The 18,658-nt window shown below is 36.5% G+C and carries 13 protein-coding genes; 12 read left to right on the forward strand and 1 reads right to left on the reverse strand.

Annotated features, from left to right (window positions below; translation table 11 throughout):
- Positions 1-182 precede the first annotated feature (182 nt).
- Positions 183-1,415, forward strand: coding sequence for a glycoside hydrolase family 88 protein (locus DSM00_RS13330; RefSeq protein ID WP_128758465.1), 1,233 nt, complete (start codon positions 183-185; stop codon positions 1,413-1,415).
- 8 nt (positions 1,416-1,423) lie between these two features.
- Positions 1,424-2,074, forward strand: a complete 651-nt coding sequence (locus tag DSM00_RS13335; protein WP_128758466.1) for a sugar-binding protein — start codon at positions 1,424-1,426, stop codon at positions 2,072-2,074.
- On the opposite strand, the gene DSM00_RS13340 is transcribed toward DSM00_RS13335, so the two are convergent.
- Positions 2,071-3,120 carry a substrate-binding domain-containing protein gene (locus DSM00_RS13340; protein ID WP_128758467.1) on the reverse strand — a complete coding sequence of 350 codons (1,050 nt, stop codon included), beginning with the start codon at positions 3,118-3,120 and terminating at the stop codon, positions 2,071-2,073. The two genes, DSM00_RS13335 and DSM00_RS13340, sit on opposite strands and share 4 nt — an antisense overlap.
- Positions 3,121-3,418: 298 nt before the next feature.
- Between DSM00_RS13340 and DSM00_RS13345 the strand changes: the two genes are divergently transcribed.
- The 10 genes from DSM00_RS13345 (at position 3,419) to DSM00_RS13390 (ending at position 18,624) form a co-directional block, all read left to right on the forward strand.
- Entirely contained in the window at positions 3,419-4,345 is a 927-nt protein-coding gene (locus DSM00_RS13345; RefSeq protein WP_128758468.1) for a nucleotidyltransferase family protein, read from the forward strand.
- Positions 4,336-5,451, forward strand: coding sequence for a phosphotransferase enzyme family protein (locus tag DSM00_RS13350; protein WP_128758469.1), 1,116 nt, complete (start codon positions 4,336-4,338; stop codon positions 5,449-5,451). Before DSM00_RS13345 ends, DSM00_RS13350 begins: the two co-directional genes overlap by 10 nt.
- Entirely contained in the window at positions 5,448-6,389 is a 942-nt protein-coding gene (locus DSM00_RS13355; RefSeq protein ID WP_128758470.1) for an NAD-dependent epimerase/dehydratase family protein, read from the forward strand. The genes DSM00_RS13350 and DSM00_RS13355 overlap by 4 nt, the downstream gene beginning before the upstream one ends.
- A complete protein-coding gene (locus tag DSM00_RS13360) occupies positions 6,390-7,721 on the forward strand; it encodes a sugar MFS transporter (RefSeq protein WP_128758471.1) in 1,332 nt (443 codons plus the stop codon).
- A gap of 18 nt (positions 7,722-7,739) precedes the next feature.
- Positions 7,740-9,668: a glucosamine-6-phosphate deaminase gene (gene nagB, locus DSM00_RS13365; protein WP_128758472.1), complete on the forward strand. Its 1,929-nt coding sequence runs from the start codon at positions 7,740-7,742 to the stop codon at positions 9,666-9,668.
- Positions 9,669-9,677: 9 nt separating this feature from the next.
- The gene (gene glmM, locus DSM00_RS13370; protein WP_128758473.1) at positions 9,678-11,063 is read left to right on the forward strand and encodes a phosphoglucosamine mutase; all 1,386 of its coding nucleotides are present in this window, start codon (positions 9,678-9,680) and stop codon (positions 11,061-11,063) included.
- Positions 11,063-12,133, forward strand: a complete 1,071-nt coding sequence (locus DSM00_RS13375; protein WP_128758474.1) for a hypothetical protein — start codon at positions 11,063-11,065, stop codon at positions 12,131-12,133. The genes glmM and DSM00_RS13375 overlap by 1 nt, the downstream gene beginning before the upstream one ends.
- A 25-nt stretch (positions 12,134-12,158) precedes the next feature.
- Positions 12,159-14,096 (forward strand): FAD-dependent oxidoreductase, encoded by a 1,938-nt coding sequence (locus tag DSM00_RS13380; protein ID WP_128758475.1) that lies wholly within the window; start codon positions 12,159-12,161, stop codon positions 14,094-14,096.
- Positions 14,097-14,162: 66 nt separating this feature from the next.
- Complete coding sequence (locus tag DSM00_RS13385) at positions 14,163-15,554, forward strand: Gfo/Idh/MocA family protein (RefSeq protein ID WP_241652421.1); 1,392 nt, start codon at positions 14,163-14,165, stop codon at positions 15,552-15,554.
- Between the two features lie 10 nt (positions 15,555-15,564).
- Positions 15,565-18,624, forward strand: a complete 3,060-nt coding sequence (locus DSM00_RS13390; RefSeq protein WP_164916341.1) for a chondroitinase family polysaccharide lyase — start codon at positions 15,565-15,567, stop codon at positions 18,622-18,624.
- The last annotated feature ends 34 nt before the right edge of the window (positions 18,625-18,658 follow it).

Raw genomic sequence — 18,658 nt, forward strand, 5'->3', positions numbered from 1 at the left:
AGTTCTTAATTTTTTAGGTATTTTCTAAAAAATTTTTTTCTACATTTGAAATTCAATAGTTCATAAATCGAATTATTACTCTCACACACTTTTCATCTTTATCTAAAAATAAATCTTTCAGTAGGAGGTTTTAAGGCACTTAGAATGTTCCTGTTCCTACATTAACTTTTTTAATTTTTTAGATGAGAAATATATTTGTGCTTTGGCTATGCTTGTTAGGCATCCTTTTAAATTCGTGCAAACAATCAACTACTGAAAAGCCGGAAGAACCTATAGATAACTTGGCGTTTATTGAGGAAGAACTTCAGTTTGCTGATAAGCAATTAAGCGGACTCCTGACAAAGGCAAAGGCTGCAAATAAAAATCCCCGTACGGTAGAAAAAGATTCTTCCATCTATTTTATTGATAGCACTTCATTTGATTGGACCGAAGGTTTTTTCCCAGGGACCTGCTGGTATTTATATGAAGCGACTCAGGATACAAAATGGAAAGAAGCAGCAATTCATTTTCAGAGCTTATATAAAGATCACAAAGATTTACCTGCTTTTCATGATCTAGGATTTGTCTTTAATTGCTCGTATGGAAATGGAAACCGTATTGCGCCTAATGATGATTATAAAACAATTTTGATCGATGCAGCAAATACGCTTGCAAATAGATATGATGCTCGGGTGGGAAGTATAAAGAGCTGGGATGCAGACAAGGGATGGCAGGCAGATAGAAACTGGGAATATCCTGTGATTATAGATAATATGATGAATTTGGAGTTGCTTTATGAAGCGTCAATCTTGACTTCAGATTCAACTTTTGCGCAGATTGCAAATGCCCATGCAGATAAAACAATGGCAAATCATTACCGGTCAGATTACAGTTCGTATCACGTTGTAGATTATGATTCTATTTCTGGTGAAGTACGCAAAAAAGAAACCGCCCAGGGATTTGCAGATTCTAGTTCATGGGCACGTGGTCAAGCTTGGGGCTTATACGGTTTTACGCTTTGTTATAAATATACAAATGACAAGAAGTATCTTGATATGGCAGAGAATATTGCAGCTTATATTTTAAATTCAAAAGAATTGCCAGATGATAAAATACCGTATTGGGATTATCATACACCAGATAAAACAATAACGCCAAGAGATGTATCTGCGGCGGCTGTAACCGCTTCAGCACTAATAAAACTAAATGAGTTTACCTCCGGAAAATATGAGGAGGAAGCATTAGAAATTGTAAAAACACTAGCAACACCAGCATATAAAGCAGAGCTGGGAGCTAACAAGAATTTTTTATTAAAACACAGCGTTGGTAGTATCCCTCACGATAATGAAATTGATGTTCCGCTTAACTACGCCGATTATTATTATATAGAAGCGCTTTTGGGTCTGAAAAACTGTTATTCAAAAAAAAAGCAATAATTACAAAGATGAATACGCCACTATATAATGTAAAAAAAGCAACAGAAGTAACACTCAGCGGTAACGTAGATGATCCACAATGGAATGTAGCTAATAATCTTACAGACTTTAAATCTCCTTGGGATAATAAACCGGTAGATCCTATCTCATTTAGAGCGTTATATGATGAAGAATATCTTTATTTCAGCTTTATAGTAGCCGATAATGAGGTTTATACAGATTTAAAAGATGATAGTAAAGAAAGTATTGCACAGTCAGATCGGGTGGAGTTATTCTTAAGATCAGATTATTTATTAGATCCGTATTACTGTTTAGAAATAGATACGCAACCCCGAGTAATGGATTTTTTAGCTCGACCTAATCGGGATTTTGATCTCGGCTGGAGTTGGCCTGCAGCTGGCATAGAAGTAAAATCTGCTATAGATGAACAAAAATTTTCAGTAGAAGGCAAACTGAGTTTAGCTTCTTTAAAAACACTCAATTTGCTTAAGCAAGACAAATTGGGGTATTACCTCGAAGTAGGGGTTTATCGGGCAAAATATACCAGAGAAACTACCGGACAAAACAAGGCAACTTGGATTACTTGGGTAGATCCACAAACCGAACATCCGGAGTTTCATATCAAAGATTCGTTCGGAGTATTCCGTTTAGAACCTTAGTTTAAATATTGCGGAAAGTTTTCGGTATTTATAATATCAATAGGAAGTAAAACTGATTCCTGCAATGGCTTATCAAAAAGAAAAAATTCAATAAGATTTGTTAAACTCAGATATACCTGTTTCTTAGGATCTTGATGAATTAAAAATGCAATTTTGTTTTCTTCGAGATACTTTATATTTTCAGAAACAAGATCATACCCTATGATAACACTGTCTGGTGTATAAGTTGCGATATGATTTGCGATTAAATATGCTTTTGATGTGGTTACAAAAATACCGTCAATAGGATCAATAGATTTTAAAAAGTTTTCTATGGTTTGATCAAAGGTGATTTTTGATTCTTTCTTTAAATTATGAACATCTATTTTAAAATCAAGCTTTTTATTCAGATTAAAAAAATCTTTAAAACCACGTTCTTTTTCCTGCATATGTGATGCATTTTGGAAGGCTTCATCAATGTGTAAAATAGCTATAGAACCAGATTTACCAAGCAGCATATTGAATAACTTTGCTGCAACACGACCACTCTGAAACAAATCCTGACCTATTTCAAAATTAATCTTGTGATCTTTAATATAATTGTTGAACGTGGCAATTTTAATATCTGCTTCTACACAGCGTTTAGCAACATTCTCTGCTTCTATGTAAAACAAAGGAACCATTAAAATAGCATCTGGTTTAGAATCAATTAAGGCATCTGCAGCTTTTTTAAATGATTTAGTGGAGCTGGGTTTAAATAAGCTCTTATGTATTTTAATCCCAAAATGGCTAAACTCATTCTCTACTTGACTTATAGCTTCATAGCACGGTTCCCAATACGGATCTGCCTCAGCATCGGGGAGTAGAATAGAGATATTGTAGTTTTTATTATTCTTAAGACTTTTAGCAATAGGATTAGGCTTATACTCAATTTTGTCAAGTACCTTATTAACCTGTTCTAATGCTGCAGGAGAAACCTTTCCTCGCTTATGAATTACACGGTCTACAGTGCCTTTAGATACTCCTGCCATTTCAGCAATATCTTTAATGGTGTAATTTTCTTTCATTAGTACAAATATAAGAATCTGATAGAATTAAATATTCATTATGTGCTCGATAACATAATTTATGTGTGTTCGAGCACATTTTTATTGAAAATGCTTTTTTATAACATTATTTTTAGATAAATTGTACCAGATTTAAAGATTAAAATTGTGTGAGAGCAATATTATAATTTTATAAAATACTGAAAATTAGGTATTTAAATTATTAAATCTATTTGAAATTTTATTCGGTTAATAAAGTGCTCTTTTTAGAGATTTGACAATTTATTAACTAACCATCTAATTATTGAAAATAACCTTTATGTCATTAGAAAATCAAAATACCAAAGGGCCAACACTCGTAATTCTTGCAGCTGGAATAGGTAGTCGATACGGCGGCTTAAAGCAGCTGGACACTTTTTCACCTCAAGGAGATACTATTATAGATTTTTCAATTTATGATGCGCTTCAGGCAGGTTTTAAAAAGATTGTATTTATCATAAGAGAGAATTTGTTAGAAGAGTTTAAAGAAGTATTTGAACCTAAACTTAAAGGTAAAGCATCTGTAGATTATGTTTTTCAAGAGTTAGATCGCGTTCCTGAAGCGTATATAGATGACAAACGCACAAAACCCTGGGGAACGGGTCACGCCTTATTACTTACTAAAGACGTGGTAAAAGAAAACTTTGCAATTATTAATGCAGATGATTTTTATGGGAGACAATCATTTATCACAATGGCAAATGCGCTTATTGCTACAGATTGTGATTCTTACCATTTTAATATGGTGGCTTTTAAACTGAAAAATACCGTGTCAGATCACGGTTATGTGTCTAGAGGGGTGTGTACGGTTTCAAAAGAGGGAAACTTAGAAGATGTTACCGAACGGACACATATAGAAAAGCAAGGAGATAAAATCCTGGTAGAAGCCGAAGATGGAGTGCTAGAACCAATGGATCCCGATACCTTTGTGTCAATGAATTTTTGGGGATTTACACCTAAATGTTTTGAATTTGGCTGGGAGTTATTTAACGAGTTTTTAGAAAAGAGTAAGGGAAATAGTAAAGCCGAATTTTTTATTCCATCAGTAGTAAATGAAATGCTTCGTGCAGATCAAGTACAGGTCGAAGTCTTAAGTACTCCAGAAAAGTGGTTTGGTGTTACCTACAAAGAGGATAAGGCAATCGCACAGGCAGAAATTAAAAAATTAAAGGATAATAATATATATCCTGTGAACTTATGGGAGTAGATAACAACCAAATTATAACTGAGGTTTTCAACGCTTTCTTGCACAATAGTTCACTAGTTGGTATTTCCGAATTTTCAAGCGGACATATTAACGATACCTATTTTATACAAACTGAAGAGCAAACAGATTTTGTTTTGCAACGTATAAATAGTGATGTATTTAAAAATGTACCTGAGTTAGTTTCTAATAAAGTGAAAATCAGCAAGCACTTAGCGTCAAAAGTTCCGCATTTAACAGAACAAGAGTTGCGCAGAGCAGTACTTACTTTTGTGCCTACTTTAGCGGGTAACTATTATCACTTGGATGCGCAGGGGAATTTCTGGAACCTTACCTATTACATAGCAGATAGTCAAAGTTATGATACGGTTACGCATAAAGAAATTGCGTATGAGGGAGGAAAACTCTTTGGGAAATTCATTAATGACACCAGTGATTTTGACGCACAACAGTTGGTTGAAATCATCCCGGGATTTCACGATGTTCCGAAGCGACTGCAACAATTTAGAGATGCTAAAGAAAAAGCATCAGATGCGCGTTTAGCTGAAGCAAAATCGCTAATTGAACGAGTACAAGAGCTTCAGAACGAAATGGTGCTCTTGCAGCAATTGAAAGACAATGGGGATATACCCACACGTGTCACCCACAACGACACAAAAATTTCAAACGCTTTATTTAATACAGATAATTCCGGACTCTGCGTAATAGATACAGATACGGTGATGCCGGGCATTGTGCATAATGACTTTGGTGATGCCATACGTACGATCTGTAATACAGCCGAAGAAGATCAAAAAGATTTGAATCTGGTAAACTTTAATGTGGCTTACTATGAAGCCTATCTAAAAGGATTTTTAGAAGAGCTTCATGATTCGCTTTCAGATATAGAAATCGCGTATTTGCCATTAGGAGCAAAAACAATAATCTTCATAATGGGACTACGTTTCTTAACAGATTATCTGGCTGGTGATGTGTATTATAAAACAGCTTATGATATGCACAATCTAGATAGAGCAAAAAATCAATTCAAATTGATATCAAGTTTTGAGGCACAATATGAAGAAATTATAAAACTGAGTAAATCTATCCATAAGGAAAAACAGATATGAAAAAATATGTAATCACTGGAGGAGCCGGTTTTATAGGCAGTCATATTGCTGAAAAATTGGTCAATGACGGAAACGAAGTTGTCGTATTAGATAATTTGCGTACCGGTTTTAAAAAGAATGTAGCTCCCTTTAACCTTCAATTTGAGCAAGTAGATATTCGGGATGAGCAAGCTGTGAACAACTATGTAAAAGGTGCTTCAGCAATATTTCACCTTGCAGCTTTAGTAAGTGTACCAGAATCTATCGAGAAAATAGGAGAATGCAATTCAATTAATGCGCAAGGAACTATTAATGTTCTGGAAGCAGCAAAGAATACAGGAGATTGTAAAGTTGTTTTATCATCTTCTGCAGCAAATTATGGGGATAATCCGGTTTCACCCAAAGTGGAGACGATGACTCCTGAACCTATGACGCCCTATTCCATAACAAAACTGGATGGCGAGTATTATCTTGATATGTACCGCAATCAATTTAACGTGCCTACAACCTCATTGCGATATTTTAATGTATTTGGTCCACGACAAAATCCAAAGTCTGCTTATGCAGCTGTTGTGCCCATTTTTATATTAAATGCTTTACAGAATAAACCTTTAGTAATCTACGGTGACGGAGAGCAAACCAGAGATTTTATTTATGTTAAAGATGTTGTAGCAGCAAACCTTCTGGCATCACAAACTGGGAAAGGAGTGTACAACGTAGCTTTAGGAAATAGTACATCTGTTCTTGAGTTAGCAGAATTTATCATAAAACTTACTAATTCAAAATCTGAAATCAAGTTTTTAGATACTAGAGCAGGAGATATAAAACATTCTCAGGCAAATCCTAAAAAGTTTCAGAATGAAGGGTTTACACCAAAATATACTATTGAAGAAGGCTTAATCGAAACGATCGCTTTTTATGAAAGCGAATTAGTTGCACAAGTAAACAGCAATCTATAAATGGCAAATACAGCTAAACATACAGCAGCACCTCAGGAATCAAAAAAAGTTTCGATTGCTATCATTGCAGGGATGTTCTTTATCCTAGGATTTGTAACTTGGATTAACGGAGCCCTAATCCCCTTTATGAAAGCTATAAATGAACTTACAGATCAGCAATCTTACCTGGTAGCTTCTGCATCTTATATCTCGTTTGTAGTTATGGCTTTGCCAGCTTCTGCAATTTTAAAGAAGATAGGCTATTGTAAAGGAATGTCTTTGGGCTTATTTATAATGGGGTTAGGAGCACTTGTTTTTATTCCTGCTGCCGAGGCAAGAACCTATTCTTATTTTCTTATAGGAATTTTTATTCAGGGTGCCGGTATGACTTTGCTTCAGACCGCCGTAAACCCATACATTACCATTCTAGGTCCCATAAAAAGTGCGGCTAAGCGTATCGCAATTATGGGAATTTCTAATAAAGTCGCTGGAGCATTAGGTTCTTTAATTTTTGGAGCTTTATTGCTTTCGGGTATTGAGGCTACTCAGGAGAAGATAAAATCTGTAGAAGCCACTGAAAAATCGCTTTTATTAGATCAAATGGCAGACAGTGTAGTCTGGCCATATCTGGTAATGGCATTATGTCTATTTATTTTTGCATTTCTTATACGTAAAGCTCCGTTACCAGACTTAGAAGCAAATGAATCTGATACACCGGGTGCAGCAACTTCTAAGAAATCAGTTCTGCAGTATCCACATCTGTTATTTGGAGTATTAGCCTTGTTTGTATATGTAGGTGTTGAGGTAATTGCAGGAGATAGTATTATTTCTTATGGTTTAGCACTCGGTTTTCCTGCAGAGCAATCTAAATTTTTTACCAGTTATACCTTATTAGCAATGGTTTGCTCTTATGGACTGGGGATATTTTTAATACCAAAATATATAGAACAACGCAACGCCTTAATAGCAAGTGCAGTTCTGGGTATAATTCTTAGTTTTTTAATAATCAATACTACAGGACTTACTTCCGTTTTATTTGTAGCTGCGTTGGGTATTGCAAATGCAATGGTATGGCCTGCAATATGGCCGCTGGCATTAGATAATCTGGGCAAGCATACAAAAACAGGTTCTGCTTTATTAGTGATGGGTATTTCGGGTGGTGCATTAATTCCGCCACTCTACGGAAGATTAGTAGATACCAATAAAGAAGACTTAATTCAGGAAGGTGTGACCACTGCTGAAGTTGCAGGTGAAGCCGCAAATTCTGGATATATTATTTTAATTCCCTGTTATCTCATTATTCTATTTTTTGCAATCTGGGGTTGCAGAATCAAAAGTTGGTCAAAAACATAAACAATAAAATTAACGAGCATGTTCACTAGTACAATAGATACCGCAACTGAGTTTGAAAAGCGATTTGAAAAGATAAATACACACGTGTTTGATAATTCCGCGAATGCGTCAAAAGCTGTAGCTCACGAAATTAAAAAGTTAATCGAAGACAAACAAAAAGAAAACAAGTCTTGTGTTTTAGGATTAGCAACAGGCTCTTCTCCCAAGGGTTTGTACGCAGAATTAGTGCGACTACATAAAGAAGAAGGCTTGAGCTTTAAGAATGTTATCTCTTTTAATCTGGATGAATATTATCCTATGAAAGCCGCATCTATTCATAGCTATGTGCGGTTTATGAATGAGCAACTTTTTGATCACGTAGATATTTTAAAAGAAAACATTTACATCCCAGACGGCACACTTGAAAAAAATGAGATTGCTGCCTTTTGTAAAGAATATGAAGCAGCGATAGAACGTGTAGGAGGTATAGATTTACAAGTTTTAGGAATAGGAGGAAACGGGCACATCGGATTTAATGAGTCGGGATCACTTCAAAATTCCCGAACTCGCTTAGTGGCACTCGATCACAGTACCCGTATTGCGGCTAGCAAAGAATTTGAAGGGTTGAAAAATACTCCGCGTACGGCGATCACGCTTGGAGTAAGCAAAATTATGGATGCTAAGCGTGTTATTCTTTTAGCTTGGGGTGAAAGTAAATCTGCAATTGTAGCAAAGGCGGTAGAAGAAGGAATGACAAACCTAGTACCTGCCTCATTTTTACAGGAGCATCAGCAGGTAGATTTTATTTTAGATAAAGAAGCATCTTCAAATCTTACGCGTATAAATAAACCTTGGCTCGTTGAAGAAGTAGAATGGACTGATAAATTGATAAGCAAGGCAGTATTGGGTCTGGCACTTACGTTAGAAAAGCCAGTTCTTATGCTTACAGATGCAGATTACATTGAGAACGGGATGAGTGATTTGTTAGCTCAGATGGGTCCGGCATATGACATCAATATTAAAATATTTAATAAGCTACAAAATACCATCACTGGCTGGCCAGGAGGAAAACCAGGTGCAGATGACAGCAAAAGGCCAGAGCGTGCATTACCTGCAAAAAAGCGTGTACTTATTTTTAGTCCGCATCCAGATGATGATATCATAAGTATGGGAGGGACGTTTAAGCGTTTACAAGAGCAAGGACACGAAGTTCATGTGGCTTATCAGACTTCAGGAAATATTGCCGTTGCCGATGATGAAGCCATACGTTTTGCAAAATTTATCACAGATTATAACGAGGCATTTAATATTTCGTGTGATGAAGCTAAAGCGATTTATACAAAGAGTTTCGACTTCTTAAAAAACAAGGAAATTGGAGGTGTTGATATTCCTGAGCTTCGTAAAATCAAAGGAATTATACGTCGTGGAGAAGCACGAGCAACAAGCCATTTTGTAGGATTACCAGATAGTCAAATTCATTTTATGGATTTGCCATTTTATGAAACTGGTGCGGTAGAGAAAAATCCTTTAGGTGAAGAAGATATTAATCTTACCATAGCGCTTATCGAAGAAATAAAACCACATCAGATTTATGCAGCAGGTGATCTAGCAGATCCACATGGTACACATAAGGTATGTTTAGACGCCATTTTTGAAGCTTTAAAACAAATCAAGCACAAAGACTTTATGAAAGACTGCTGGTTATGGTTGTATCGAGGAGCGTGGCAAGAATGGGGTATCGATGAGATCGATATGGCTGTACCTATGGGACCAGATCAAGTTATAGAAAAACGCTTTGGAATATTTAAACACCAGTCGCAAAAAGATGGTGTTGTATTTCAGGGAGCAGATAGTCGCGAGTTCTGGCAGCGTGCAGAAGACCGTAACAGAGAAACAGCAGAATTATATGATAAGCTGGGATTAGCGCATTATGCGGCTATGGAAGCTTTTGTAAAATGGGAATATTAAACAGCTGATATGACATTAATTAAATCAATTTCAGGGATCAGAGGAACCATTGGTGGTAAAACAGGTGATAATTTAACTCCCTTAGATACTGTAAAATTTGCAGCAGCTTACGGCACGTGGTTAAAGCAGGAAAATGGGCAGGAGCAGATTACAATTGTAATAGGTCGTGACGCCCGTTTATCTGGATCTATGGTTAGTGGTTTGATATGCAATACACTTACTGGTCTGGGAATAGATGTAATAGATTTAGGCTTATCTACAACTCCTACGGTAGAGCTTGCTGTAGTGCGCGAGAACGTTCAAGGTGGAATAATTGTAACTGCTAGTCATAATCCTAAACAATGGAATGCATTAAAGCTTCTTAATCATAAAGGTGAATTTTTAAATGCTGAAGAAGGAAGCAAAATTATTGAATTTGCCGAAAAAGACATTTTTGAATTTGCTTCTGTAGATGAATTAGGGAGTTATACGGTTAACTCAAATGCAATAAATGCGCATATTGATGAGGTACTTGCCTTAGAGCATGTTGCAGTAGATGCAATTAAAGCTAAAGGTTTTAAAGTAGTTGTAGATGCTGTAAATTCTACTGGTGGAATTGCTATTCCTGCTTTACTTGATAAATTGGGCGTTACTTGTATTCCATTATATTGCGAACCTACCGGGCATTTTCCGCATAATCCAGAGCCCTTAGCCGAACATCTTAAAGCCATCTCTGAGCGTGTAATTAAAGAAAAAGCAGATTTAGGATTTGTAGTTGATCCAGATGTAGATCGTCTTGCAATTGTAAATGAAGATGGAAGCATGTTTGGAGAAGAATATACACTTGTTGCCTGTGCAGACTATATTCTGGGTAAAAATCCGGGAACTACGGTTTCTAATTTATCCTCTACGCGTGTACTTAATGATGTCACTGTTGAACACGGTCAGCATTATTATGCAAGTGCAGTAGGAGAGGTGAATGTGGTTACAAAGATGAAAGAAGTGAATGCAGTAATAGGTGGAGAAGGTAACGGAGGTATCATTTACCCAGACTCTCACTTCGGGCGCGATGCTTTGGTAGGTATAGCTTTATTCTTATCTCATCTGGCAGAAACCGGTAAAAGCTGTAAAGAATTACGAGAATCATATCCGGCTTATTATATAGCTAAAGAAAAAATCGAATTACCGCCAGCTACCGATATTGATTCGTTATTAAGTCAGATTCAAAAAGTCTATGCAAATGAGGAAATAAATACCATAGACGGTACAAAAATTATTTTTCAGAATAAAGAATGGGTTCATATGCGTAAATCTAATACAGAACCTATTGTACGCATTTATGCTGAAAGTGCATCGCCAGAGAAAGCAGATGAACTAGCTCAATTAATGATTAAAACTATTTCAGATTTAGTATAGTGTCATTTAAAAATTCTCATATCACCCATTTTATCAGAATATCGGTAACTGTTTGTGTAGCAATATTTTTATTAGCTTATGCTATACCGTTAGATTCTGATAAAAAGATAGATAAGGGAGTCATTAAAACTTTTATAAAAGATACTATTCCCGTGGAGATCGACTTGTTATATGATACCGATTCTTTACCTGATTTATACTATAGTTACATAGAAACTCCGGTTTGTGAAGAAGGGATTTGTTATGATTTAAAAGTGCACCTGTATTGGGACTTGCTAGGTAATTTTTCTGACTATGAGGAGGTGACTTCAGATCCGTTTACTAAGTATGAACACGAGTTATTTACTACTGAAGATCACCACAAGCTTAGACAGATTTTAGCCGATAAAACATCTCCCTTAGCAAATTACAAACCAGAAGAATTAGTCGATAAAAGTAAAACGCTTTATTCTCCTTTGATTGATGCTGTGGTTGGGGCGACGTATCCTGCACTAAAAAATAGTGTTGTTCCCGGGGCGGTTTATAGTACACATACACTTTGGAATATAGTCAATGGATCACTATCTACAGAAATCAAACAATACACAATTGCTCATCTCGATGATGCTGGGATAACAAAAATGGCTTTTTCAAAAAACCACGATTTACAAATGTATGCACTGCGTAATGCAGATAAAGAGCTAGAAGGATATCGGGATATTCTACTTCAACTAATTGTGAATGGGGAAAAATATGTTCCGTATTTTGCAATTGCAAAAGTAGATCAAGCAATGTGGTCTGACGTCAACTTTCAAAAGAGCTTAATTGAACATATTGAAACCGCAGATTTTGAATTACAAAATGAAATTATAAGCGGATTGGTTTCTGTTTCTATAGATTCTTCAAGCCTCAGTGCACTTATCAAGCAGCATCCATTTTTGAAAGAAAATCAATATGAGAAGTTCAGTACAGTTCTTAAAAACAATATAAATGGTTTAGATAAAAGTGCTCGACAGGCATTACAGAAAATAGCCACAGATACAAATAATACGTTTGCTCCATTTGCCAAACAACTATTAGAATTACGGTAAAAGAGAAAGCATTAAAATATAGAATATGAATAAAAGAAGAGGGTTTTTAAAAACATTAGGAATAGGATCTGGAGCAGTAGCTTTAGGCGGACCTATAAGTACTTTATTTGCTGCCAGTCATAGCGATTTTTCGTTTGAAGGCGATAAAAAAATCAACCCCGGAGCATTTTTAGCAAAAACGGAGGCTTATGCTAAGGTTGCTTATAATGTTGACGTTTGTATTGTAGGTGGTGGTATGTCTGGGATATGTGCAGCAATAGCTGCCGCACGTAATGGGCAAAAAGTTGTTTTAATGCAAGACCGTTCACGATTAGGAGGTAATGCAAGTAGTGAAATACGTATGCATATTTCGGGAGCAAGTCAATTAAAGCAAGTATGGAGAGAGACAGGAATTCTTGAAGAATTAGTACTTACAGAAGCTGTTACAAATCCACAACGTTCTTATGAGATGTGGGATTTTGTTCTCTATGACAAAGTAGTTTCAGAACCTAATATCACCTTGTTATTGGATACTGCTTTTTATGATGTTGAGGTAAACGATTCTAAGATTCAAAAGGTGTGGGGAATTTGTTCTCCTACAGAAGAAATATCTGAAATAACTGCAACCTATTTTACAGATTGTACTGGCGACGGATCACTAGCAGCAAAGGCAGGTGCAAATTGTATGCGTGGACGAGAAGCAAAATCTACATTTAATGAGTCTTTAGCCGTAGATGTTGCAGATCAAAAAACTATGGGTAACAGTATTCTTTTTATGGCTCAGCCGCACAAGGAAGCTATGCCATATACTCCTCCAGTATGGGCACGTAAGTACACAACAAAGGATTTTGTACATCGTAATATTGGTTCGTATGAATATGGCTACTGGTGGTTAGAACTTGGAGGTTCTATCGATATTATAGGTGATGGACAGCAGAATCGACACGATTTGCTTGCAACCTTATTCGGAGTTTGGGATTACATTAAAAACTCTGGGAATCATCCAGAATCTGCAAACTGGGCGTTATCTTGGGTAGGTATGATTCCTGGAAAACGAGAAAGTCGACGTATTGTAGGCCCATATATTATGAAACAACAAGACGTGCAAGCGGCTACTTTATTTGAAGATCGCGTAGCATATGGTGGCTGGCCGTTAGATGATCACCCACCGGGAGGAATGGATACAACAGGAGATGTGCCGTATGTTTCTATTCCACTTAAAGAGCCGTATTCAATTCCGTTTAGATCACTTTTTAGCGATAATATCAAAAACTTACTTTTTGCCGGTAGAAATATTAGTGTTTCTCACGTAGCACTTTCCTCAACACGGGTGATGGCAACCTGCGCTACGCTGGGTCAAGCGGTAGGGACCGCCGCAGCCTATTGTATGAATAATAATTTGACCCCAGACAGTTTAGCAAATACATCAACAGCAATGTCTAAATTTCAGCAATTATTATTGAAACAGGATCAGGCTCTATTGGGAATTAAAAATGAAGATGAAGATGATTTGGCTAAAAGCGCCCGTGTTAAAAGTTCGTCTGAAACTTCAGATGGTAGTGCAGAGAATATTCTAGATGGTATAAACCGAAATATTGCAGACGGTAAAACGCATCAATGGCGCGCTTCTCTTGAAAATGGGGAGCAATGGATTGAACTTAAGTGGAAAAAGCCCGTACGTATAAATCAGATACAACTCACATTTGATACCGGATTAGATCGCTTCTTACGTATGTCTCCTCAAGATTGGGTGTACAACGATCAGGTACGTGGAGCACAGCCTGAAACAATTGCAGCATACACTATCGAAGCAGAAACTAATGATGGAGCCAAAAAAATTATTGATATAGATAATAACTATTTACGATTAGCAAGTCACTCTTTTGAAGAAATAAGTGCAAAATCTATCCGTATCAATGTAACAAAATCTCACGGGGATAAGCTAGCGAGACTTTTTGAAGTGCGTTGCTATCTTGAGAATTAAAATAAGCGAATTAAAAAGTATTAAAATATAAAGACCTAATAAATGGAAAATAATCGAAGAAAATTTATGAAGTTAACCTCTATCGGAGCTGTAGGTCTGATGGGAGGTTCTATTTTAGCCCGAGAAGCTAATTTAACCTTTCCAGGTTCTAAATCTTCAGTGCCGGGCATTTCTTCATTTAATATGTCTGGCTATTCGGCACCTAAACTAGATGAAGTACGCATAGGTTTTATAGGTCTGGGAATGCGTGGCCCAGGTGCAGTGAAGCGTATGAGTCTTATTGAAGGAGTTTCAATAAAAGGCTTGTGTGATCTTCGTGAAGAAAGTGTTTTAAAATCTAAAGCGTTATTAAAAGATACTAAGCATAATCCCGATTTATATTCGGGTAGTGCCTATGCCTGGAAAGAAATGGTAGATCGGGATGATATCGATTTAATTTACATCGCTACTCCCTGGGACTGGCATACGCCAATGGCTGTCTATGCTATGGAAGCAGGAAAACACGTTGCTGTAGAAGTACCTGCCTCAAAAACGATTGACGAAGCATGGGAACTGGTAGAAACTTCAGAACGTACTAAAAAGCATTGTATGATGCTTGAAAACTGTTGCTATGACTTTTTTGAGCTGCTTACTCTCAATATGGCCCGTCAGAATTATTTTGGAGATATTATACACGGCGAAGGAGCTTACATTCATAATTTGCTTGATCTTAATTTTGATAAAGAAGAAGGTTACCAGGGTATGTGGCGTCTGGAAGAAAATGCTACGCGCAACGGAAACTTATATCCTACTCACGGTTTAGGTCCTATTTGCCAGATTATGAATATTAATCGTGGGGACCGTATGGATTACTTAAATTCTCTCTCTTCTGCAGATTTTGATATGCAGAAGAGAGCCAAACAGCGAGCAAATACAGATCCATTTTTTTCTGATTATGCAAATAAAAATTTCAGAGGAAATATGAATACAACGCTCATAAAAACCAAAATGGGCAGAAGTATCATGGTACAACACGATGTGAGTTCGCCAAGACCCTATTCACGAATTCATATGGTAAGCGGCACCAAAGCTTTTGCTCAGAAATGGCCTACACCCGGTAAAGTAGCGGTAAACGATATCTGGCTTACCGAGAAAGAAATGGCAGGTATTGAAGAAAAATATACTCCCGAACTAGTCAAAAAAGTAGGAAACCTTGCTAAAAAAATAGGAGGCCATGGCGGAATGGATTTTATAATGGACTGGAGGCTTATTGATTGTTTACGTAATGGATTACCTCTTGATCAAGATGTGTATGATGCAGCTCTGTGGAGTTCTGTAGGAACTTTAAGTGAACAGTCTGTAGCAAACAGATCTAACTCTGTCGATGTTCCAGATTTTACAAGAGGTAACTGGAAATCTAATAAACCCGTAGATATAGGTTTACAGGGAGCCGGAAACACATCAGTAAATTTTAAATAGAACAATGTTTATGTATGCAAACTGCTTAATAGGTTTTTTAATCTCTATTTTGGTGAATATTTGGTTTCCTGGGCTTTATGCTCAGGATTTAAAACCTATTAAATTGGTTTTTGAAAATGAGAACGAACTTTCAAAACTAGGCAGTGATGCAAATAGTAGCCTTACTCTAAGTGATAAACATTATCACTTTGGTAAGGCTTCCTTAAAATGGAATTTTAAAAATAACAGTTATATAACATCCGGATTTAGCGTACTCAGTGAAGCTGAAAGTCCACTAGCATATGGAGATTATTTTCCGAATAGTCCCACTACAAGTATTTCTATTTATAACGAGCAACCACAAGAGGGGAAACTCCGGTTCTCCTACGGAACTTCAGAAAATAGAGATCAGGTATGGTTTGATATTAACCTAGAATTTACAGGCTGGAGAACGATTTGGGTTCCTTATTATGAGATGGAAGGAGATACTCCTGAGCGAAATACACAGATTAATTTTAATTCTTTTAAAGTTCAAGCAATCGATGTAGTTACGGGAAGTATCTATTTTGATGATATAGTTTTTTCTCAATATCAGGATGATCGTTACGCATATCCAGATTTTTTAGTTCCCTTTATTAAAACCGATTTTGCTGCAGAGCAAGATCACTGGATGCCGTCATTAGTCTATTATCAATCGATAAAAAATCTTGAGGTGACTAAGATATCTTCCGAAGCGCAAGCAGAATTAATAGCGATTGAAAACCGATTACAGAAGCGCTTAAAAATAAAAGATACAATCACAGAAAAATTAGGTTCTGCTACTGCTGCCTATGATAAATTAGATCTCGATGTGGGACAGACCGTAAAAGGCAGACCGGTCTCCTTTAGAAATGGTGAGACTTATTTTGAGGAGACACCTAAATATGATGAAGATTATATCGAAGTTCATCGTTTGGGGCAAATCATGCTTAAACTCGCAGAAATTCATACAATCGCTGATGCTGAAACTAAAGAAAGAGTTTCGGAATATTTTATTAATGCGACACGTTATTTTTTGGATCAGGGATGGCAGGCAGGCTCTTCGGGAGGAACGCGTCATCATATAGGCTATAGCTTAGAAGACATTGCTGTTGCCTTTTTTATTATGAGGAAACCACTAGAAAATGCACAGTTATTAAATGAAGTAGGAGATAGCATGCAATGGGTTTTTAATCTGGGTAAAATTCTTGCAGATGAAGATGACTTCGTAGCCAATATCGATTATTTTAATACGCAGTCGTTCTATCATTTGATGATTATTTACATGCGGTCTGATTACAATGAGATCGCAGCTTTATTAGAAAAATACAGCCAGTATATGTCAATTACCTTGGCGCAGGATAATGTACATGGGGTATTTAAAAAAGACGGTACATCCTGGCATCACGGAGGCCATTACCCTGCCTATGGTATGGGCGCTTTTAAAAATTTACCTAAAGTGTTTAGAACGCTTGCAAGCACCCGCTATCAAATAGGAACAGACGGGCATCAAAACTTTAAAAAAGCATTACTTACCACACGATTATATAGCAATACCTATGATTTTGGGTTTGCAAATGCAGGAAGACATCCACTTGAAGACAATTCTATAGAATTTTTAGAACCTCAGTTTAGAGATATGATTTTTTCTGGTAATCCAGAACATACCTCAACAATAGATACTGATTTTGGAAGTGCGTATTTGAGATTGTGGGGTAGTGGTAATCCTAAAATGCAAAACGAACTAAAAAATGATTACAATCTCGAAGCAGAAGAGCTACCTGGTTATCATACCTTACCGTATGCGGCTACAGCAATTCACAGGAGAAATGACTGGGCGGCTATTTTAAAGGGATATAGTAAATATGTATGGGCATCAGAAATCTATATAGCTTCTAATCGCTACGGAAGATACCCAGCAAATGGAACAATACAACTACTTTCTGAAAAAGGTGAAGAAAAAAGCGGCTTTAATCAATTGGGTTGGGATTGGAATAGATATCCCGGGGCTACTATAATTTACTTGCCATTAGAGGAATTGGAATCAGATTTATCACTTTTGATGTTTAAATCAAATCAAACCTTTGCAGGAGCAGTACAACAAAATAATAACGGAGTATTTGCAATGATCCTAGATGAAAGTTCTGGCTCAAATGCAGATGGTCAGCGCGGAACTTATAGTTTCCCAGGAAAATTAAAAGCTCATAAATCTGTTTTTTCTTTCGGAGATAAATTGATTTGTATAGGAAGTTCTATTAATAGTATAGACGAGAATCACGATGTTGAGACGGTACTTTTTCAGAATAATTTAAACCACGCTACCAGATCTATATACGCAGATGTTACTGGGACAGTACAGAAATCACCTTTTACCAATTCGTGGAAAAGTACGGCAAAGGATGGATGGTTAATCGATGCATACAAAAATGCATATCACATTTTATCTGCAAGTACCATACATCTTAAACAAACTAATCAAAAATCATATCACAATAAATATTCTATAAATACGGGAAAAATGAATCCCAAAGGAAATGGTGTTCAGGAAACTTCTGGAGATTATGGAGTGGCTTATATAAATCACGGCAAAGCACCTAAAGATGAATCATATCAATATGTAATATATCCCTTCAGCGCTGAAAGCCGATTGACACAAATCGAAAATGGGAACTTTAAAGATTCGAGTTACAAAATATTGAATGCAACCCGGCAAGCACATATTGTTTTTGATAGAGAGAGTACCACAACCGGCTATGTAGTTTTTGATGAAGATTATCAAGTAAATAATGGAATATTAAAAAGTGTAAGTGATCCCGCAATGCTTATGATCAAAGAGGTTGATGCAAAAAATATTAGTGTAAGTATTGTACAACCAGATTTAAATTTTAAAACAATAGAAGGTATAGAAACACCGGGAGAAGGTCACGAGTTAAAGTTTGAAGCTACTATAAGAGGTATATGGCAGCTAGATACAATAAATGAGCAAGTGAGTATAGATCATTCAAAATCAAATACCACGATACAAATTACTGTAAAAGATGGAGCCACAAATACACTTCATCTCTCAAAATAAAGACGCTTATTAGTATTTAAGTGCGCTAAATACC

It is taken from the genome of Leeuwenhoekiella aequorea (genome assembly GCF_004104375.1).
Lineage (GTDB): Bacteria > Bacteroidota > Bacteroidia > Flavobacteriales > Flavobacteriaceae > Leeuwenhoekiella > Leeuwenhoekiella aequorea.